Annotated in this window: 10 protein-coding genes, 18 tRNA genes, 3 rRNA genes and 1 riboswitch; of the genes, 29 read left to right on the top strand and 2 right to left on the bottom strand. The window is 43.2% G+C overall.

The window, feature by feature from the left end:
• The first annotated feature begins 50 nt into the window (after window positions 1–50).
• From liaF to AC1MGI_RS04320, 6 genes are all read left to right on the top strand, one after another.
• A complete protein-coding gene (liaF, locus tag AC1MGI_RS04345) occupies window positions 51–794 on the top strand; it encodes a cell wall-active antibiotics response protein LiaF (protein WP_062186421.1) in 744 nt (247 codons plus the stop codon).
• The gene (locus tag AC1MGI_RS04340) at window positions 791–1,837 is read left to right on the top strand and encodes a sensor histidine kinase (RefSeq protein WP_480348707.1); all 1,047 of its coding nucleotides are present in this window, start codon (window positions 791–793) and stop codon (window positions 1,835–1,837) included. The genes liaF and AC1MGI_RS04340 overlap by 4 nt, the downstream gene beginning before the upstream one ends.
• A complete protein-coding gene (locus AC1MGI_RS04335) occupies window positions 1,830–2,462 on the top strand; it encodes a response regulator (protein WP_480348706.1) in 633 nt (210 codons plus the stop codon). The genes AC1MGI_RS04340 and AC1MGI_RS04335 overlap by 8 nt, the downstream gene beginning before the upstream one ends.
• Window positions 2,463–2,646: 184 nt before the next feature.
• On the top strand, window positions 2,647–3,834 hold the full coding sequence (locus AC1MGI_RS04330; protein ID WP_480348705.1) for a class I SAM-dependent methyltransferase: 1,188 nt from the start codon (window positions 2,647–2,649) through the stop codon (window positions 3,832–3,834).
• A gap of 324 nt (window positions 3,835–4,158) precedes the next feature.
• A riboswitch (SAM riboswitch) is annotated at window positions 4,159–4,265 on the top strand.
• 91 nt (window positions 4,266–4,356) lie between these two features.
• Window positions 4,357–5,406: an LLM class flavin-dependent oxidoreductase gene (locus AC1MGI_RS04325; protein ID WP_480348704.1), complete on the top strand. Its 1,050-nt coding sequence runs from the start codon at window positions 4,357–4,359 to the stop codon at window positions 5,404–5,406.
• Window positions 5,407–5,435: 29 nt separating this feature from the next.
• A complete protein-coding gene (locus tag AC1MGI_RS04320; RefSeq protein WP_480348703.1) occupies window positions 5,436–6,383 on the top strand; it encodes an ATP-grasp domain-containing protein in 948 nt (315 codons plus the stop codon).
• Window positions 6,384–6,484: 101 nt separating this feature from the next.
• Here AC1MGI_RS04320 and AC1MGI_RS04315 read toward each other — a convergent pair whose 3' ends face one another.
• The gene (locus AC1MGI_RS04315) at window positions 6,485–8,047 is read right to left on the bottom strand and encodes an ABC-F family ATP-binding cassette domain-containing protein (RefSeq protein WP_480348702.1); all 1,563 of its coding nucleotides are present in this window, start codon (window positions 8,045–8,047) and stop codon (window positions 6,485–6,487) included.
• A 271-nt stretch (window positions 8,048–8,318) separates the two neighbouring features.
• On the opposite strand from AC1MGI_RS04315, the gene AC1MGI_RS04310 reads away from it, so the two are divergent.
• The 22 genes from AC1MGI_RS04310 (at window position 8,319) to AC1MGI_RS04205 (ending at window position 17,580) form a co-directional block, all read left to right on the top strand.
• On the top strand, window positions 8,319–10,514 hold the full coding sequence (locus AC1MGI_RS04310; protein WP_480348701.1) for a DNA topoisomerase III: 2,196 nt from the start codon (window positions 8,319–8,321) through the stop codon (window positions 10,512–10,514).
• Between the two features lie 381 nt (window positions 10,515–10,895).
• Window positions 10,896–12,445 (top strand): 16S ribosomal RNA (locus AC1MGI_RS04305).
• 157 nt (window positions 12,446–12,602) lie between these two features.
• A 23S ribosomal RNA gene (locus tag AC1MGI_RS04300) occupies window positions 12,603–15,538 on the top strand.
• Window positions 15,539–15,609: 71 nt separating this feature from the next.
• Window positions 15,610–15,725 (top strand): 5S ribosomal RNA (gene rrf / locus AC1MGI_RS04295).
• The 16S, 23S and 5S rRNA genes sit together here with 18 tRNA genes alongside, the layout of an rRNA operon.
• 49 nt (window positions 15,726–15,774) lie before the next feature.
• Window positions 15,775–15,849: transfer RNA gene (locus AC1MGI_RS04290), tRNA-Glu, on the top strand.
• Between the two features lie 4 nt (window positions 15,850–15,853).
• Window positions 15,854–15,929, top strand: a tRNA-Val gene (locus AC1MGI_RS04285).
• Between the two features lie 11 nt (window positions 15,930–15,940).
• Window positions 15,941–16,016: transfer RNA gene (locus AC1MGI_RS04280), tRNA-Thr, on the top strand.
• Between the two features lie 15 nt (window positions 16,017–16,031).
• Window positions 16,032–16,104, top strand: a tRNA-Lys gene (locus AC1MGI_RS04275).
• A 130-nt stretch (window positions 16,105–16,234) separates the two neighbouring features.
• Window positions 16,235–16,311, top strand: a tRNA-Pro gene (locus tag AC1MGI_RS04270).
• A 24-nt stretch (window positions 16,312–16,335) separates the two neighbouring features.
• Window positions 16,336–16,411: transfer RNA gene (locus AC1MGI_RS04265), tRNA-Ala, on the top strand.
• Between the two features lie 32 nt (window positions 16,412–16,443).
• Window positions 16,444–16,517: transfer RNA gene (locus AC1MGI_RS04260), tRNA-Met, on the top strand.
• A 41-nt stretch (window positions 16,518–16,558) separates the two neighbouring features.
• Window positions 16,559–16,651: transfer RNA gene (locus AC1MGI_RS04255), tRNA-Ser, on the top strand.
• A 31-nt stretch (window positions 16,652–16,682) separates the two neighbouring features.
• Window positions 16,683–16,756: transfer RNA gene (locus tag AC1MGI_RS04250), tRNA-Met, on the top strand.
• 3 nt (window positions 16,757–16,759) lie between these two features.
• Window positions 16,760–16,836 (top strand) — tRNA-Asp (locus AC1MGI_RS04245).
• 42 nt (window positions 16,837–16,878) lie between these two features.
• A tRNA-Phe gene (locus AC1MGI_RS04240) sits at window positions 16,879–16,951 on the top strand.
• Between the two features lie 15 nt (window positions 16,952–16,966).
• Window positions 16,967–17,050, top strand: a tRNA-Tyr gene (locus AC1MGI_RS04235).
• Window positions 17,051–17,058: 8 nt separating this feature from the next.
• Window positions 17,059–17,132, top strand: a tRNA-Trp gene (locus tag AC1MGI_RS04230).
• A 24-nt stretch (window positions 17,133–17,156) separates the two neighbouring features.
• A tRNA-His gene (locus tag AC1MGI_RS04225) sits at window positions 17,157–17,232 on the top strand.
• A 15-nt stretch (window positions 17,233–17,247) separates the two neighbouring features.
• Window positions 17,248–17,322: transfer RNA gene (locus AC1MGI_RS04220), tRNA-Gln, on the top strand.
• Window positions 17,323–17,332: 10 nt separating this feature from the next.
• Window positions 17,333–17,406 (top strand) — tRNA-Gly (locus tag AC1MGI_RS04215).
• Between the two features lie 4 nt (window positions 17,407–17,410).
• Window positions 17,411–17,487, top strand: a tRNA-Ile gene (locus AC1MGI_RS04210).
• An 18-nt stretch (window positions 17,488–17,505) separates the two neighbouring features.
• Window positions 17,506–17,580, top strand: a tRNA-Asn gene (locus AC1MGI_RS04205).
• 936 nt (window positions 17,581–18,516) lie between these two features.
• Here AC1MGI_RS04205 and AC1MGI_RS04200 read toward each other — a convergent pair.
• Window positions 18,517–19,428: a helix-turn-helix domain-containing protein gene (locus tag AC1MGI_RS04200; protein ID WP_480348700.1), complete on the bottom strand. Its 912-nt coding sequence runs from the start codon at window positions 19,426–19,428 to the stop codon at window positions 18,517–18,519.
• 119 nt (window positions 19,429–19,547) lie between these two features.
• Here AC1MGI_RS04200 and AC1MGI_RS04195 point away from each other — a divergent pair, with 119 nt between their 5' ends.
• A complete protein-coding gene (locus AC1MGI_RS04195) occupies window positions 19,548–20,330 on the top strand; it encodes a phytanoyl-CoA dioxygenase family protein (protein WP_480348699.1) in 783 nt (260 codons plus the stop codon).
• Window positions 20,331–20,551 lie beyond the last annotated feature (221 nt).

Genomic DNA, 20,551 nt, shown 5'->3' with positions numbered 1-20,551 from the left:
ATGACAGCAAATTAATAGAATCGAACGAGACAGCTAAAGGAGGAGATCCCTTGTTTAAACAACTGAAAACAGAATACTTAGGCTGGATATTTCTCATCGGTATCATCCTTCTTATATCTGAACTCGTCTTCTTTGATGGAGGACTTATCTACTCGCTTGCTTTAGCGACGGGTTGTCTGTATATCGGTAGAAAACTATCCCCGCGCTCTATGGGGAAAATTTTATATTTAATTGGGATTGTCAGTTCAGTTGTTATTGTGTTAAATATGATGATTTTTAAATTTTTTGTTTTTGCTGTATTTGGTTATATCTTGCTCGTGTATTTCCAATCGAAGAAAAACCCAGAGTGGGTAAAACCGTATTTGATTGAACCGGAACGAAAAAAGGAACAGATTGAGTCAGAACCTTTATTGAAAAAAGAGTACTTGTTTGAAAATAAACTGATGGGTCACCAGAAAACCTCGGATGATGTATATGAATGGAATAATATTAATATTCAACGTGGAATTGGCGATACGGTTATTGATTTAAGTCACACAATCCTTCCAAAAGGTGAAGTGGTCATCTCTATTCAAAGCTTTGTTGGTAATTTGCAAGTCCTTATCCCATACGATACAGAGGTCAGGCTCCATCATTCTGTCATTGCTGGAAGAGCATCCATTTTTCAAAAACAAGAAACAAAGGTATACAACCAAATTCTTTCTTACCAAACGACAGAATTTGAAACGGCAGACCAAAGAATCCATCTCATCACTTCGGTTGTCGTAGGTGATATCGAGGTGAAGCGAGTATGAATATTGTAACGCGGCAAATTGCAGCTTCTATGGGTTTAGCATTCTTGATTGGTCTTGTGTTAACGGCAGGCCTATTTTTTTCTTTCCCTTTGAACAATTGGGGGATGTTGTGGGAAACAAAAGTGATGGATCTACCATTTATCTTGTTTTATATTAGCTTGATTGTCCTAATTGGGATTGGATGTGGTTTTATAACAGGTTTGTCTTGGAAGCGGCAGTTAAAAGAGATTAGTGACGAGCTCTATTTCGTAGAACAAGGACGACCGCCAGCCGGTAATGAAAATTACTCTGTTCAGGAATTAACGGCGATATCTAAACAAATTGTCCGAGTGCATCACCAAGTTTCCGAACAAACGAAATTATCACAGAAGCTAGCAAATGATAAAGCGGAAGACCAGGAGAAAAGAATTCAAGAGATGGTTGTAAGAGAAAGAAACCGATTAGCGCGCGAATTACATGATTCTGTTAGCCAACAACTATTCGCCGCATCAATGCTTATGTCGGCTATTACTGAGTCAAACGGCGATGAAGATACTGGCAGTGCTAAACAGCTGAGAATGGTTGAGGGTATGATTCATCAGTCGCAGCTCGAGATGAGGGCGTTGCTATTACATTTACGTCCTGTACCGCTTCATGATAAATCACTTCAAGAAGGGATCGAAGAATTGCTTGTAGAATTATCGCAAAAAGTGCCAATGAAGGTAAAGTGGAAGCTTGAGCCCATTCCGTTGAAAAAAGGGATTGAAGATCATCTTTTTCGGATTCTCCAAGAATCTGTTTCTAATACATTACGTCATGCAAAGGCGAATTCTTTAGAGGTTTTATTGATTGAGCGGGATGGTTTGTTGATTTTAAGAATCGTCGATGATGGAGTTGGTTTTGACATAGAAGCGAGTAAAGCTGGCTCATATGGCATGAATAATATGTATGAACGGGCAGTTGAAGTGGGAGGAACCTTAAAGGTGATTAGCCTCTTGGATAAAGGAACAAGACTTGAAGTGAAAATACCGATGCTAAATGCGGGAGGTGAGCAAGATGATTAATGTTATTTTTGTCGATGATCATGAAATGGTTCGAATTGGCGTTTCGGCTTATTTATCGGCACAGACAGATATTCAAGTGATTGGCGAAGCGGATGATGGAGCAACAGGTGTGAAAATGGCGCTTGAATTGCGACCTGATATTATCTTGATGGACTTGGTTATGAAGGAAATGGACGGAATTGAAGCAACGAGATTAATTATTGAACAATGGCCAGAGGCGAAAATTATTATCGTGACGAGCTTTTTGGATGATGAAAAAGTATATCCTGCTTTAGAAGCAGGAGCGACAAGCTATATGCTAAAAACCTCAAAAGCGAGTGAAATTGCCAACGCTGTACGTTCTACATTTCATGGTAAAATCGTTCTTGAACCAGAAGTTACCGGTAAAATGATGGCGAAGATGAGGAAGAAACCAGAAACAGCTGCTCATGAATCATTGACCAATCGGGAAATGGAAATATTACTACTAATGGCTCAGGGGAAAACAAATCAGGAGATTGCAGATGAGCTGTTTATTGCTTTAAAAACAGCCAAAGTGCATGTGAGCAGCATTTTAAGTAAGCTTGATGTTCAAGATCGTACACAGGCGGTTATTTACGCCTTTAAACATTCTTTGGTGGAGTAAGAAGTGAAGGGCGTTCATTGGCTTGCTACCAGTATGAAGAACTCTTCGTTAAAAAAGTAAACTCAACTCCAATTAGATAGTACGGCCAGTGCTATATAGCGGGATTTTTGTACACCTTTTTAAGTAAGTGCAGCTAGGTCTTTATCCTAGATGTAAAACAAGAAAATGCAAATGTGGAGGATTTATGAAATCATCAAACATACAAACTGCAATAGAGGTAGGTCGTTTATTAGAAGGGGAGAGTATTCCGTATCAATTTACTTATGCTGCGGCCCTGCTAATTCAAGGTGTCTCAGTACAAGAACCATTTGAAATAACAGTTGATGTACAGTGGGATTTATTCAATGAGGCCCATCAGTTATTTAAGGGCTTTTCGCCATCTCATCCTACAAAGACGACTGAGAGCGCGTCATTTCAATTTAGTATGGGAGAGCAGTTAGTTACTGTGGTTTGCAATTATAATACGACGATAAAAACCGACCCGTATCGGATTTCAATAGTCACTGAAGGAGTAGAACTTTGGTGCCAATCTCTCTATAGTTATTTTTATGATGAAGAGATGGCGGTGTTCAGTGGACCTATTCATGCCCATTTAGCGGGGATTCAGCAAGGTTTTACCGAAGGAAATGAAGCTGCGTGGAATCAGAATAATTATGTTGCCTTAGTGAATCGCTACGGAGAGCCTGGGCAGCTTGCGTCGAAAATCCTCTATAATCCAAAATGGCGTCTGCAACCTTTTTACCAGTATATGGGGGACTTACGAAAGAAGAAAGTGATGCATCTGATGGGTTCTAATGGAGTGAAGGCTGTAGCAATGGCTGCACTTGGGGCTGAGGTTAAGGTTGTAGACTTTTCGCGGGAAAATGCTGCATTTGCTAAGGAATTGGCCGAAGCAGCACAAGTTTCAGTGGATTATATTATATCGGATGTCCTGTCGATAACTGGGGACCATGCTAACAATGATCATGATCTAGTTTTGATGGAGCTTGGCGTTTTGCATTATCTAATTGATTTAGCACCGTTAATGGAGATCGTTCAAGCAATCCTAAAGCCGGGCGGGCGCTTTATTTTACATGAGTTTCACCCGATTTCTACTAAACTAATTACTTCATCTGGAAAAAAGCATAAAGTAATGGGTAATTATTTTGATCCCACGATTGAATCAAATAATGTAGCATTTTCCAAGCATATGCCGGATGGCGAACAAGAAAAACTATTACAAGTAGTACAGCGGAAGTGGACAATAGGGGAGCTTGTCACTGCAGTTGGTAAATCAGGGCTCGTTATCAAAGTGCTTGAAGAAGAGCCGAATCATAAGATGCATGATATTGGATTACCAAAAACGTATACGCTTGTAGCGGAAAAGGGATAAACAATAGTAAGACCTTGAGTAATCTATCCTTTGTATGACGTATGGTCAAGTAAGCCGATAGGAAGGGTCTATTGTTTGCATTTTTGTTTAACTTGCATAGTGTCTTTGACTTCCTACGCAGTAAGTGGCGGATCGTAGTCGATATGCCCTTTAAAGGATACTAGAAAGAGCGGCGAGAGGATATCCAAAAAGGGTCTGACCCTTTTTGGATATCCTCTTTTTTATAAATGGTATTGCATTTTTCTGATTTGTGCAAACATATGTCTTGACGAATACCAAAGGTATAATATAAGATTATTCTAATTATTAATATAATTTAATATGTTCTTATCGAGAGAGGTGGAGGGACTGGCCCTTTGAAGCCCGGCAACCGTTGACAATTGTCAGTACGGTGCTAATTCCAGCGGAGTAATGGCTCTGGCAGATAAGGTGGAATGCAATCGCAAACTTCTTCTTATCGGAGAAGTTTTTTTGTCTTATCAAAGAAGGAGCCCATAATTTAATCATAGAGGAGATAGGGAAATGAGATATGGTTATTGGCTGCCGATATTCGGCGGATGGTTACGGAATGTAGAAGATGAGAAGATGCCCCCAACTTTTGAGTATGCGAAAAAGGTAACACAAGCTGCGGAAAAGTGGGGCTATGATACAACCCTTGTCGCTGAACTCAATTTAAATGATATTAAAGGTCCTGAGAGTGATTCACTTGAAGCTTGGTCAACGGCAGCTGCCCTTGCAGCTGTGACGGATAAGATTGAAATTATGACAGCTGTCAGACCTGGTTTTCATAATCCGGCGGTAACGGCAAAAATGGCGGCGAATATTGATCAAATCTCAAACGGCCGATTTACATTGAATGTTGTCTCTGCGTGGTGGGAGGAAGAGGCTCGTCAGTATGGCGGAGCTTTTACAGCCCATGATGAACGCTATGAGCGCACAGAGGAATTCCTTGAGGTGCTTAAAGGTTTATGGACAGAAGATACATTTTCATATGATGGGAAGTATTATTCGATTGCCAATACTCATTTGCATCCGAAGCCTGTACAGCGCCCGAATCCAATTCTTTATGCGGGTGGAGAAAGTCCACGTGGCAAAGAGACAATTGTCAATCAGTGTGATGCATATGTCATGCATGGTGGCACAGTTGAGGAAGTTGCTGTGAAAATTCAAGGAATGAAGCAGCAAAGAGAAGCAGCAGGGAAATCACCATTTTCAAGCTTCGGAATGGCTGCTTACGTCGTATGCCGAGATACAGAAGAACAAGCCCAGGAAGAACTAGCGCGAATTACGGATGTGAAAGAATCAAGTGCCTATGCTGGATATAATGACTTTATAAGCAAGTCACAGCTTGAGCAACAGGTCAAGTTATTCGACTACTCTGTTTCAAATCGTGGGCTGCGTCCGAATCTAATTGGAACCCCTGCCCAAATTGCTGACCAAATTCTTGCATTTGAAGAAGCGGGCGTTGATTTGTTATTGCTGCAATTTTCTCCTCAGCTTGAAGAGATGGAGCGATTTGCTAAACAAGTAATGCCGCTGGTTGAAGAAAAACGTACAAAAATTCAAGTATAAAGACAAAGATGAACTTAGGAGGCAGTAAAATGAGTAAAATTTACGTTATTCATGAAAATGGCGAGTGGACCGCCCATCTAACGAAACGGTTAGAGGAACTTCAATTGCCATATGAGGAGTGGCATCTTGACGAAGGAATCGTCGATTTGACGGAAGCTCCGCCGGAAGGAATATTTTATAGTCGAATGAGTGCTTCTTCTCATACGAGAGGTCATCGTTATGCTCCAGAATTAACGGAAGGTGTCTTATCATGGTTAGAAGAACATGATCGTACTGTATTTAACGGCACGCGTGCATTACGTTTAGAGTTAAGCAAGATTAATCAGTATACCGCTTTAAGAAAACAAGGGATCAGGGTGCCGAAAACGATTGCGGCAATTGGTAGAGATAACATTCTTGCTGCAGCTGAAAAGATCGGTACAGCTTCGTTTATTACTAAGCATAACCGGGCAGGAAAAGGGCTTGGTGTTCAATTATTCCATTCTATAGACGGATTAAAACAATATTTGGATGGGGCAGCATTCGAAGAACCCGTAGATGGTATTACCTTGATTCAAGAATATATTAAAGCTCCAGAACCATTTATCACGCGTTGTGAGTTTGTTGGTGGAAAATTTGTCTATGCGGTTCAAGTGGATACTTCAGAAGGATTTGAACTTTGTCCAGCTGATGCTTGTCAAATCGGTGATCTATTCTGCCCAGTGGGTGAGGAAGTCGAAGAAAAGCCGAAATTCCAGATTGTAGAAGGTATTGAAGAGCCAATCATTGAAAAATACGAACAATTTTTAAAGGCAAATCAAATTACCGTTGCTGGCATCGAATTTATTCGCAATGAAAAAGGTGAGGTATTTACATACGATGTGAATACGAATACTAATTATAATTCAGACGCTGAGAAGGCAGCTGGAAAGTATGGCATGCTTGAGTTGGCGAAGTTTTTAGGGGCACAATTGAAAACAACAGAGTCTGTTAGATAGTAGTAATGCAGGCTCCTCCTTAAAATTAGGAGGAGCCCCTTTTGTTAAGTTGAAAAAACGAGGGTGTCTTAAGGGTCTGACCCTTTACTTTTTTATAAACATTAAGCCTGTGCTTCGTTTTTATCTACCCAGTCTTCTACATTCCAAACTTTTGTCACCCAATCTTCATAAAAATCAGGTTCATGGCAGACAAGGACAATAGTCCCTTTATATGCTTGCATCGCACGTTTTAATTCTTCTTTAGCTACAACATCTAGGTGATTTGTCGGCTCGTCAAAAATAAGCCAATTGCTTTCGTTCATCATCAATTTACAAATACGTACCTTTGATTGCTCTCCACCACTTAGCTGATTCATTGGGCGTGTGATGTGCTCATTTTTCAAACCAACGCGTGCAAGAATGCCACGAACTTGTGCTTGTTCTAAGCCAGGGAAAGCATTCCAAATTTCATCAATCGGCGTTGTGTCCCCAGCCTTCACTTCTTGTTCAAAATAAGAAGGGAACAGGAAGTCTCCGAGGATCCGTTTTCCACTAAGTGGTTCAATTTTTCCGAGAATGGTTTTTAATAATGTTGATTTTCCAACCCCATTCATGCCGACAACTGCAATTTTTTCGCCGCGTTCAATCGTCATGGTTAGTTTCGGAAGTAGTGGGTGATCATAGCCGATTTCAAGATTCTCGCCTTCGAAGACATAGCGACCGCTACCGCGTGATTCCTTGAAGTCAAATGTTGGTTTCATAGCTGTTTCAGGACGGTCAATTCGTTCGATTCGTTCAAGTTGCTTTTGACGGCTTTTCGCACGGCCGGATGTCGAGTAACGAGCTTTATTTTTGGCAATGAAGTCTTCTTGCTTTTTAATGAAATCCTTTTGCTTTTCATAGGCGTTGATATGCTGATTTTTATTAATCTCAGCAAGTTCAAGGAATTTTTCATAAGTAGCTGTATATCGAGTTAGCTTAGAAAATTCAAGATGGAAAATTATATCCACTACCCCGTTCATAAATTCTGTATCATGGGAAATTAAAAGAAAGGCATGTGGATATTCTTTCAAGTAACTGCTTAACCAGCGAATGTGCTCTACATCTAGGTAGTTGGTAGGTTCATCGAGTAAAAGGACCTCGGGTTGTTCAAGCAAGAGCTTAGCTAATAATACTTTTGTTCGCTGGCCACCACTCAAGGAAGCGACGTCACGATCGAGACCGATGGCATCCAAACCAAGGCCGCGGGCAGCGTCTTCAATCTTAATATCTAAATTATAAAAACCGCCAGCTTCTAGCTTATCTTGAATCGTCCCCATTTGCTCGAGTAGATCTTCCAATTCCTCTGAAGTGGCAGTCCCCATTTTTTCCGTTACTTCATTCAATAACTTTTCCTGTTCGAATAAAGGAAGGTAAGCATCACGCAACACATCACGCATTGTTCTTCCTTTTGTAAGGACGGTATGCTGATCTAAATATCCGTATTCGGTACCAGGTGTCCATTCCACGCGTCCAGTATCGTGAATCAACTGTCCTGTGATGACGTTCATCATGGTCGATTTTCCAACGCCGTTTGCACCGACTAACCCAACATGTTCACCAGCCATCAAGCGGAATGATACGTCTTTGAATAGTGTACGATCACCGAATGAATGGCCTAATTTATCTATAGAAAGTAAACTCATTTCTTTTGGAACCTCCAATGAAAAGTAAAAAACTCTATTTTTTATCATACTAAAATCCTTGATAGATTGCTATGCTTCACCAAGAAGAATTGAATGGGAATTCGTAGTGAAGGATTTATCGACAAATTTCCCAGGAAATCGATGTTTCGCCCTTCAAGCCATTTTGTGAGATAATAAACGTAAAGCTTTTTAAGGAAAAATAAGAAAGTGTATAGGTTTCCAACAGGTTTTACGTTTTCTTATTATGGAATTTTGAAAGGGTGTTTTTTTTATGAGTAAAACTGTCGTGCTGGCTGAGAAGCCATCAGTCGGAAGAGATATAGCAAAGGTCTTGAATGCGCACAAAAAAGGGAATGGCTTTTTTGAGGGTGATCAATATATTGTAACATGGGCACTCGGACATTTAGTGACCCATGCAGACCCTGAAGCCTATGATGAAAAATATAAGGCATGGAAGCTTGAAGATTTGCCAATGTTGCCGCCTGCATTAAAGTTGGTCGTGATTAAGCAGTCAGGCAAACAATTTCAAGCTGTCAAAACCCAGCTGAACCGTCCTGATGTTAAGAATGTTGTGATTGCAACCGATGCCGGTCGTGAGGGGGAGCTCGTTGCTCGTTGGATTCTAGAAAAGGCAAATGTAAAAAAGCCTGTGAAGCGTCTTTGGATCTCATCTGTAACAGATAAAGCGATTAAAGATGGCTTTAACAAGCTGCGTGATGGGAAGGAATATGAAAATCTATATGCTTCAGCCGTTGCACGTGCTGAGGCGGATTGGATTGTCGGCATGAATGCGACACGTGCATTAACGACAAAGCATAATGCCCAATTATCATGTGGGCGGGTGCAGACGCCGACAGTGGCGATGATCGGTACACGAGAAGAAGAAATTAAAAGATTTCAGCCAAAACCATTTTATGGTGTAACTGTAACAACTGAACCTAAGCTCCGTCTTGTCTGGCAGGACAGCAAGACAAATGATATCCGGACCTTTGATAAAGCAAAGGTGGAGGATGTACTTACTGCTGTGAAAAATAAAAAAGCAGAAGTGGTGGATGTACAAAAAACACATAAAAAATCATTTGCTCCACAGTTATATGATTTGACAGAGCTGCAAAGAGATGCGAATAAAAAGTTTGGTTACTCAGCAAAAGAGACATTATCGATCATGCAAAGATTGTACGAAAGTCATAAGGTCTTAACCTATCCAAGAACGGATTCACGCTTTTTATCATCAGATTTAGTAGATACATTAAAGGAACGGCTTCAAGCAGTGAGTATTAAACCTTACGCTCCATTTGCGGCTAAAATTCTGCGTAGTCCGATTAAAGCAAATAAATCCTTTGTGGATGATAGTAAAGTTTCCGATCACCACGCCATCATTCCGACCGAGCAAACACCGCTTCCGGGGAAGCTAAGTGATAAGGAATCAAAAATTTATGATTTAGTTGTCAAAAGGTTTCTAGCGGTTCTAATGCCACCATTTGAATATGAGCAAACAACGATCAAAGTTAATATTGGCGGGGAAAACTTTGCGGCCAAAGGAAAAGTGGTCTTGAAGTCGGGGTGGAAAGATGTATATGATTCTCATTTTGAAGATGAGGAAGCGGGCGATGGTCTTGCTGAACAATTACTGCCAGCCATAAATAAGGGAGATATCCTTTCTATTTCATCTATTAAAGAAACGCAAGGAGAAACAAAACCGCCTGAACCATTTAATGAAGCTACTTTGCTTTCAGCAATGGAAAATCCAGCACGTTTTATGTCAGGGGAAAGCAAAGAATTGATTAAGACAATAGGGGAAACAGGTGGAATCGGGACCGTTGCTACAAGAGCTGATATTATAGAGAAACTGTTTAATTCTTTTTTAATAGAGAAAAAAGGAAAAGGACTTCATGTTACATCAAAAGGCAAGCAACTGCTAGATTTGGCCCCGCAAGAGCTACGTTCCCCTGCATTAACCGCGCAATGGGAGCAAAAGCTGACAGCCATTGCCAAAGGGAAATTGCCGAAGCAAGCCTTTATTGGTGAGATGAGAGAATATGCAAAAAATATTGTCCGAGAAATCAAAAACAGCGATAAGAGATTTAAGCATGATAATATCACAGGAAGTAAATGTCCAGACTGCGGCAAGCTTTTATTAGAAGTGAATGGGAAAAAAGGCAAAATGCTTGTTTGTCAGGACCGTGAATGCGGCTATCGAAAAGGTGTATCTCGTGCCACAAACGCTAGATGTCCACAATGTCATAAGAAAATGGAAATGCGTGGTCAAGGAGAAGCACAAACCTTCGTCTGCAAATGCGGATATCATGAAAAACTATCTTCTTTTACTAAGAGAAAAGGGAAAAATAACAACCAAAAAGCTAACAAACAAGACGTTTCGAAGTATCTTAAACACCAGAATAAAAAAGAGGAACCTATTAATACTGCACTTGCTGATGCATTAGCTAAGTTGAAGTTTGATAAATGAATGAATGGAAAAATCTGCGGAGTAATTAAAGCACCGCAGATTTTTTTTCATTCAATTATAATTTTTGTGAAATAGTTGTTGACTTCTGTATTGTGAAATAGTAATATTTAATTTGTTGCTAAAGAGTTCTAGCAAATTAGACACTTTCATTTTGTGAAATCTTACAGAAGATAACGAAACGAGTATGGATTTTAAATTATTTTGTTTTTGGTTATCGATATAAAAATATTTTATAAAAGTAATTGACAAAATGGAAGATGAGATGATATATTGATATCCTGTCTTAAACAAATAGTTCTTTGAAAACTAAACAAAGCAGAAACGTCAACGTTTTAATTTAAGTGAGTACACACTATAAAAACTATTGAGCAAGTCAAACACTTTTTGGAGAGTTTGATCCTGGCTCAGGACGAACGCTGGCGGCGTGCCTAATACATGCAAGTCGAGCGAATGATAGGGAGCTTGCTCCCTTGATTTAGCGGCGGACGGGTGAGTAACACGTGGGCAACCTACCTGTAAGACTGGGATAACTTCGGGAAACCGGAGCTAATACCGGATAATTTCTTTTCTCGCATGAGAGAAGATGGAAAGACGGTTTCGGCTGTCACTTACAGATGGGCCCGCGGCGCATTAGCTAGTTGGTGAGGTAATGGCTCACCAAGGCCACGATGCGTAGCCGACCTGAGAGGGTGATCGGCCACACTGGGACTGAGACACGGCCCAGACTCCTACGGGAGGCAGCAGTAGGGAATCTTCCGCAATGGACGAAAGTCTGACGGAGCAACGCCGCGTGAACGAAGAAGGCCTTCGGGTCGTAAAGTTCTGTTGTTAGGGAAGAACAAGTACCAGAGTAACTGCTGGTACCTTGACGGTACCTAACCAGAAAGCCACGGCTAACTACGTGCCAGCAGCCGCGGTAATACGTAGGTGGCAAGCGTTGTCCGGAATTATTGGGCGTAAAGCGCGCGCAGGTGGTTCTTTAAGTCTGATGTGAAAGCCCACGGCTCAACCGTGGAGGGTCATTGGAAACTGGGGAACTTGAGTGCAGAAGAGGAAAGTGGAATTCCAAGTGTAGCGGTGAAATGCGTAGAGATTTGGAGGAACACCAGTGGCGAAGGCGACTTTCTGGTCTGTAACTGACACTGAGGCGCGAAAGCGTGGGGAGCGAACAGGATTAGATACCCTGGTAGTCCACGCCGTAAACGATGAGTGCTAAGTGTTAGAGGGTTTCCGCCCTTTAGTGCTGCAGCTAACGCATTAAGCACTCCGCCTGGGGAGTACGGCCGCAAGGCTGAAACTCAAAGGAATTGACGGGGGCCCGCACAAGCGGTGGAGCATGTGGTTTAATTCGAAGCAACGCGAAGAACCTTACCAGGTCTTGACATCCTTTTGCCCTTCCTAGAGATAGGAACTTCCCTTCGGGGACAAAAGTGACAGGTGGTGCATGGTTGTCGTCAGCTCGTGTCGTGAGATGTTGGGTTAAGTCCCGCAACGAGCGCAACCCTTGATCTTAGTTGCCAGCATTCAGTTGGGCACTCTAAGGTGACTGCCGGTGACAAACCGGAGGAAGGTGGGGATGACGTCAAATCATCATGCCCCTTATGACCTGGGCTACACACGTGCTACAATGGATGGTACAAAGAGCTGCAAACCCGCGAGGGTAAGCGAATCTCATAAAGCCATTCTCAGTTCGGATTGTAGGCTGCAACTCGCCTACATGAAGCCGGAATCGCTAGTAATCGTGGATCAGCATGCCACGGTGAATACGTTCCCGGGCCTTGTACACACCGCCCGTCACACCACGAGAGTTTGTAACACCCGAAGTCGGTGAGGTAACCGCAAGGAGCCAGCCGCCTAAGGTGGGACAGATGATTGGGGTGAAGTCGTAACAAGGTAGCCGTATCGGAAGGTGCGGCTGGATCACCTCCTTTCTAAGGATGAAATGAAGTACTAGATACTTCAATAAATGGACGTTTCTGCCTTTGTTTAGTTTTGAGAGAATTATCTCTCTACACTTTGTTCCTTGAAAACTAGATAACAAATAACAAGACATCATTGAAATAGTAAGTTCTTTTTTTTATTAACTTCGGTTAAGTTAGAAAGGGCGCACGGTGGATGCCTTGGCACTAGGAGCCGATGAAGGACGGGACTAACACCGATATGCTTCGGGGAGCTGTAAGTAAGCTTTGATCCGGAGATTTCCGAATGGGGAAACCCACTGTTCGTAATGGAACAGTATCTTTACCTGAATACATAGGGTACTGAAGGCAGACCCGGGGAACTGAAACATCTAAGTACCCGGAGGAAGAGAAAGCAAACGCGATTTCCTGAGTAGCGGCGAGCGAAACGGAAGATAGCCCAAACCAAGAGGCTTGCCTCTTGGGGTTGTAGGACACTCAACATGGAGTTACAAAGGAACGGGGTAAGTGAAGTGATCTGGAAAGATCCGTCAAAGAAGGTAAAAACCCTGTAGCTGAAACTTCGTTCCCTCCTGAGTGGATCCTGAGTACGGCGGGACACGAGAAATCCCGTCGGAAGCAGGGAGGACCATCTCCCAAGGCTAAATACTACCTAGTGACCGATAGTGAACCAGTACCGTGAGGGAAAGGTGAAAAGCACCCCGGAAGGGGAGTGAAATAGATCCTGAAACCGTGTGCCTACAAGTAGTTAGAGCCCGTTAATGGGTGATAGCGTGCCTTTTGTAGAATGAACCGGCGAGTTACGATTTCATGCAAGGTTAAGTTGATAAGACGGAGCCGCAGCGAAAGCGAGTCTGAATAGGGCGCATGAGTATGAGGTCGTAGACCCGAAACCAGGTGATCTACCCATGTCCAGGGTGAAGTTCAGGTAACACTGAATGGAGGCCCGAACCCACGTACGTTGAAAAGTGCGGGGATGAGGTGTGGGTAGCGGAGAAATTCCAATCGAACCTGGAGATAGCTGGTTCTCTCCGAAATAGCTTTAGGGCTAGCCTCGAGATGAGAGTATTGGAGGTAGAGCACTGATTGGACTAGGGGCCCCCAACGGGTTACCGAATTCAGTCAAACTCCGAATGCCAAATACTTATTCTCGGGAGTCAGACTGCGAGTGATAAGATCCGTAGTCAAGAGGGAAACAGCCCAGACCACCAGCTAAGGTCCCCAAGTTTACGTTAAGTGGAAAAGGATGTGGAGTTGCTTAGACAACCAGGATGTTGGCTCAGAAGCAGCCATCATTTAAAGAGTGCGTAATAGCTCACTGGTCGAGTGACTCTGCGCCGAAAATGTACCGGGGCTAAACGTAACACCGAAGCTGTGGATGGATACCGTATGGTATCCGTGGTAGGAGAGCGTTCTAAGGGCGTTGAAGCTAGACCGGAAGGACTGGTGGAGCGCTTAGAAGTGAGAATGCCGGTATGAGTAGCGAAAGAAGGGTGAGAATCCCTTCCACCGAATGCCTAAGGTTTCCTGAGGAAGGCTCGTCCGCTCAGGGTTAGTCGGGACCTAAGCCGAGGCTGAAAAGCGTAGGCGATGGACAACAGGTTGATATTCCTGTACCACCTATACATCGTTTGAGCGATGGGGGGACGCAGAAGGATAGGGTAAGCGCGCTGTTGGATATGCGCGTCCAAGCAGTTAGGCCGGAAACGAGGAAAATCCCGTTTCCATTAAGGCGGAGCTGTGATGGCGAGGGAAATATAGTACCGAAGTTCCTGATTCCACGCTGCCAAGAAAAGCCTCTAGTGAGATGTAGGGTGCCCGTACCGCAAACCGACACAGGTAGGCGAGGAGAGAATCCTAAGGTGTGCGAGAGAACTCTCGTTAAGGAACTCGGCAAAATGACCCCGTAACTTCGGGAGAAGGGGTGCTTTTTAGGGTGAATAGCCCGGAAAAGCCGCAGTGAATAGGCCCAGGCGACTGTTTAGCAAAAACACAGGTCTCTGCGAAGCCGCAAGGCGAAGTATAGGGGCTGACGCCTGCCCGGTGCTGGAAGGTTAAGAGGAGAGGTTAGCCGCAAGGCGAAGCTTTGAATTGAAGCCCCAGTAAACGGCGGCCGTAACTATAACGGTCCTAAGGTAGCGAAATTCCTTGTCGGGTAAGTTCCGACCCGCACGAAAGGCGTAACGATCTGGGCACTGTCTCAACGAGAGACTCGGTGAAATTATAGTACCTGTGAAGATGCAGGTTACCCGCGACAGGACGGAAAGACCCCGTGGAGCTTTACTGCAGCCTGATATTGAATTTTGGTACAGCTTGTACAGGATAGGTAGGAGCCTGTGAAGCCGGAGCGCTAGCTTCGGTCGAGGCGTCGGTGGGATACTACCCTGGCTGTATTGAAATTCTAACCCGCGCCCCTTATCGGGGCGGGAGACAGTGTCAGGCGGGCAGTTTGACTGGGGCGGTCGCCTCCTAAAATGTAACGGAGGCGCCCAAAGGTTCCCTCAGAATGGTTGGAAATCATTCGTAGAGTGTAAAGGCACAAGGGAGCTTGACTGCGAGACCTACAAGTCGAGCAGGGACGAAAGTCGGGCTTAGTGATCCGGTGGTTCCGCATGGAAGGGCCATCGCTCAACGGATAAAAGCTACCCCGGGGATAACAGGCTTATCTCCCCCAAGAGTCCACATCGACGGGGAGGTTTGGCACCTCGATGTCGGCTCATCGCATCCTGGGGCTGTAGTCGGTCCCAAGGGTTGGGCTGTTCGCCCATTAAAGCGGTACGCGAGCTGGGTTCAGAACGTCGTGAGACAGTTCGGTCCCTATCCGTCGTGGGCGCAGGAAATTTGAGAGGAGCTGTCCTTAGTACGAGAGGACCGGGATGGACGCACCGCTGGTGTACCAGTTGTTCTGCCAAGAGCATCGCTGGGTAGCTACGTGCGGACGGGATAAATGCTGAAAGCATCTAAGCATGAAGCCCCCCTCAAGATGAGATTTCCCATAGCGTAAGCTAGTAAGATCCCTGAAAGATGATCAGGTTGATAGGTCAGAGGTGGAAGCGTGGCGACATGTGGAGCTGACTGATACTAATCGATCGAGGACTTAACCAATATATATTTTAATGATGATTCTAAAGTTTGTTATCTAGTTTTGAAGGAATAAACCTTCTAACTGAATTTAGTCTGGTAATGATGGCGAAGAGGTCACACCCGTTCCCATTCCGAACACGGAAGTTAAGCTCTTCAGCGCCGATGGTAGTTGGGGGTCTCCCCCTGTGAGAGTAGGACGTTGCCAGGCTAAGCCCCTAATTAAATTAGGGGCTATTATTTTGTACATAACTATATGCGGCCCCTTGGTCAAGCGGTTAAGACACCGCCCTTTCACGGCGGTAACACGGGTTCGAATCCCGTAGGGGTCACCATATTGGAGGATTAGCTCAGCTGGGAGAGCATCTGCCTTACAAGCAGAGGGTCGGCGGTTCGATCCCGTCATCCTCCACCATTACCTATAGTGCCGGTGTAGCTCAACTGGTAGAGCAACTGACTTGTAATCAGTAGGTTGGGGGTTCAAGTCCTCTTGCCGGCACCACTTTCAAATTTGTATGAGCCATTAGCTCAGTTGGTAGAGCATCTGACTTTTAATCAGAGGGTCGCAGGTTCGAATCCTGCATGGCTCACTATTAGTTTAGCAGGCGCGACGGAATTGGCAGATTCCATTTTGTAATTCCCCGTAGCTCAATTGGATAGAGCTTCTGACTAACAGATTCAGAAGGTTATGGTTCGACTCCTTTTAGGTACGCCTTGATACGGGAAGTAGCTCAGCTTGGTAGAGCACTTGGTTTGGGACCAAGGGGTCGCAGGTTCGAATCCTGTCTTCCCGACCATCTATGTGTCTAAATATTTATTATGGGGCCTTAGCTCAGCTGGGAGAGCGCCTGCCTTGCACGCAGGAGGTCAGCGGTTCGATCCCGCTAGGCTCCACCATTATTATAATTATCGTGTACGTTTCATTATTTGGCGGCGTAGCTCAGCTGGCTAGAGCGTACGGTTCATACCCGTGAGGTCGGGGGTTCGATCCCCTCTGCCGCTATAAAATTATGAGCATTTTCCAGATAAATTCTTAATTATTACGGAGGTATACCCAAGTTCGGCTGAAGGGATCGGTCTTGAAAACCGACAGGGGGGTCAAACCCCGCGGGGGTTCGAATCCCTCTACCTCCTCCATTTTTTTAAAAGGTCACACAATTTATATCGTCGCGGGGTGGAGCAGTCCGGTAGCTCGTCGGGCTCATAACCCGAAGGTCGCAGGTTCAAATCCTGTCCCCGCAATCTGGTCCGGTAGTTCAGTTGGTTAGAATGCCTGCCTGTCACGCAGGAGGTCGCGGGTTCGAGTCCCGTCCGGACCGCCATTTTTATTCAGTAGATAAACTTACTGTTGATATAATTTGTTTGGCTCAGTAGCTCAGTCGGTAGAGCAAAGGACTGAAAATCCTTGTGTCGGCGGTTCGATTCCGTCCTGAGCCATCATTAGCTTAATACGGAGGGGTAGCGAAGTGGCTAAACGCGGCGGACTGTAAATCCGCTCCTTCGGGTTCGGCAGTTCGAATCTGCCCCCCTCCACCATTCATTATAGGGGTATAGTTTAAAGGTAGAACAAAGGTCTCCAAAACCTTCGGTGTGGGTTCAATTCCTACTACCCCTGCCAACTCAAAATTCATCTTACATTATGGCGGTTGTGGCGAAGTGGTTAACGCACCTGATTGTGGTTCAGGCATTCGTGGGTTCGATTCCCATCAGTCGCCCCATTTATTTTATCTTATTGGGCTATAGCCAAGCGGTAAGGCAACGGATTTTGATTCCGTCATGCGAAGGTTCGAATCCTTCTAGCCCAGCCATTTTATATATGCGGGTGTAGTTTAGTGGTAAAACCTCAGCCTTCCAAGCTGATGATGAGAGTTCGATTCTCTTCACCCGCTCCAAAATGGGCCTATAGCTCAGCTGGTTAGAGCGCACGCCTGATAAGCGTGAGGTCGATGGTTCGAGTCCATTTAGGCCCACCATAATCCTATATTTTTTGTTCCGCAGTAGCTCAGTGGTAGAGCATTCGGCTGTTAACCGAACGGTCGTAGGTTCGAGTCCTACCTGCGGAGCCATCTTTTTATATGAGGAAGTACTCAAGAGACGCCCCTACTATGGATGTAGGTCCGGATAATCGGCGTGAGGATTCAAATCCTCTAAGATGCGTAAAAACTAATCTTACTTGGGTTAGTTTTTTTGTTTTATTCATTCAGCAAGTGCTACAATTTACGTCAAAAAATTTTACAGAACTTAGAAAGCCTCTTTTTAACATAAGCCTCCCGTATTTGGCATCAGGTACGATCTATGTAGCCCCACACTCCAGCTTCCTAATTCACTTTATAACTATATCCATTGAGATTACTGAAGTATTTCTTAAATAGTTTTTTTGCAGATTTTTGCTGAAACTACTGTATCACGTATAACATGTTAGGAGTATATAAAAACAGAGCAATATTTTTTATTTCGTCCCCATTCAGTTAAAATAGAGGTAGAATAATTGAATCCTTTTCCAATAAAAAAGGGGCTGCCCATAATAAAAGAGTCAGATCCTATATCTACTTCAAACCGACCCCATTTTCTAAAAGTGGGCTTATAATGAGTGAATTCTTATTCAATGAAAAAACCGCCAATCCCTTGATATGTATGGGGCTGACGTTTTTTTTTATTTTTAGCGTCCCAGATCGGAGTCGAACTTACGACCTACAGATTAGGAGGCACTGTTAAATTTCAGTTTCTTTTACAATAGGATTGAACTGTTTATAAATCCTACTATAACGGAAATTTCCATGCTTTTACCGTATACCAAGCGTAAATACTAAATAAAAGTGTCTGACGCCTCCGAAGCAATGTTTCCGATTTTTATTATACAAGCTTTACTAGTTTGTTTTCAACATACTTACGATTTTCTGCCGCTCGAGCCCCGCCTGAAATCCTTACTGAATATTTATCAAAAGGTTCAAAAATTAAATACGAAGTTTTCGATCGTATATATTTACTGAATGAATCATGTTTTAGTTATTATTCAAAATTTCCCTCTTTTGAACGCTTTTTTCGTAATCATAGCGATACTTAGCAGGTGAAACGTTCATCACCGCAGTAAATACGCGCGTAAAGTAATGCACTGATCCAAAGCCGGTAACATCAGCTATCTCTTTAATAGGAATGCTTGTTGTTTCAAGCAGGCGTACTGCCTCCTTTACCCTTTCCTTGCGAATATAATTGGAGAAACTTTCACGAAGTTCATTAGAAAAGAGCCTTGATAAATGACGTTTAGAAATGTGAAGATAGTTGGCGACATGTTCTAGCTTCAATGGTTCTGATAAATTATCACGAATGAACAGCTTTGCTTGATATAAATGTGTTGGAGAACTAAACATTTTTTCTTGACTTCGACTTCTTTGAATAGTTTCGGAAAACATAGAGTTAAAGGACAGTATGAGTGTGTGTGCCATATTAGTAATTAAATTAAAATCGTTGACACCGCCGTTTGACGTATAATCTACTAATGCCCTCCATATTAAGGCAGTTGGGGAATCATCAGCAACATTGACACAAATCTTATTTGTTTTCGCCAGCCGATTAAACATGCTAATGGCATCATCCTTTGGTTTTTCATGTGAAATCTCGAAAGCAACAAATACAAGAAAAAGTCCTGTTTCACTTAAAATTTGGTGCTGAACGTTCGGACGGGATAAAAATACTGTCCCTTTCTTTAACGGATATTGTCCATCCATGTCTTTATAAATTCCTTCTCCATTTAGTACATAACAAACTTCAAAAAATGAATGCCTATGTAACGGGGTGTTAAAATGCTTCGGGGTAACTCCCCAATAATGCACCTTAAAGGCAATTTCTTCTCCAAGTGGGTCCATTGCATATTGAGTCAAAATCCCTTCAATGAGTTTACATGATTGAATTACCAAAAATATCCCTCCGATGTCTTCATAAGACAAAAAAGTAGCCTATTCTGATAAAGACTGGATTCTATAAATTTTTTAAAATTATAACAAGTATACTATCAATGTTAAGGGAGGAAAATATTATGATTACTTTAAAAGATGCTGATTTTTACAAAGAAAATGGATACTTACTTGTTAAAGGGGTTTTTACTAAAGATGAAGTAGAGCAAATGAAAAATGCGGTTGAAGACATTATTCAACGTGCAGCAAATGCAAAACATGATCGAAATCATGCATGGCAAGGGGAGCACATCCCACCAAACGAACTAAAAAAACTTGTTTTAAAAGGGTTTCATGACGTTCATTATCATGATGCATCGTTCTCTAGAGCCATTATCCATCCAAGTATGGTGTCTATTTTGCAAAAGCTTATCGGACCGAATGTCCAATTACATCACTCCAAAATGCTGGTTAAACCACCTGAAAAGGGAGCAGCCTTTCCAATGCATCAGGATCATCCGTATTTTCCACATGAAAGTCATACCATGTTGGCAGCTAGTGTTCATCTTGATGATGCAGACTTGGAAAACGGATGTCTAAGGGTTATACCAAAATCTCATAAAGAAGGATCAATCCCACATGTAGGGCGTCACTACTTAAATCATAAGGAATACCCGATTTCCATAGGGACTCCGTGCCCTGCCGAAGCAGGCGACGTTCTGTTTTTTAATTATTTAACGATACATGGCTCGGATAGTAATCGCAGTGACCGGCCGCGTAGAAACGTATTGTTCCAATATCGTGATCCGTCGGATAAACCGATTGCCGATGTACACGTGAACTGGGGGCAAGGCTTGATGGTCTGTGGAGAAAATCCAACGTTCCGTGATTATCAGGCTGATTTTGCCTCAAAAATAGTAAAATGAAAGTTGAATGCAACTATTTTGATCTGAAATACACACATACTTGAGTTCCAACTCGTCTGAACAGAGCAATTAAGTTAATCTGAAGAATGTTTAACTAAATCAAATAAACAACCTGATAAATGAAAGCTGCTGACACCATCAGTAGCTTTTACTTTCTTAGAAGACTATTCCCAAAATGAAATTGCAAAAAAACGACTACCTCCATCTAAGGGGGGCATTCA

The sequence above is a fragment of the Peribacillus sp. BM1 genome, from assembly GCF_056679975.1.
This window is presented reverse-complemented; position numbering and strand designations above follow the sequence as displayed.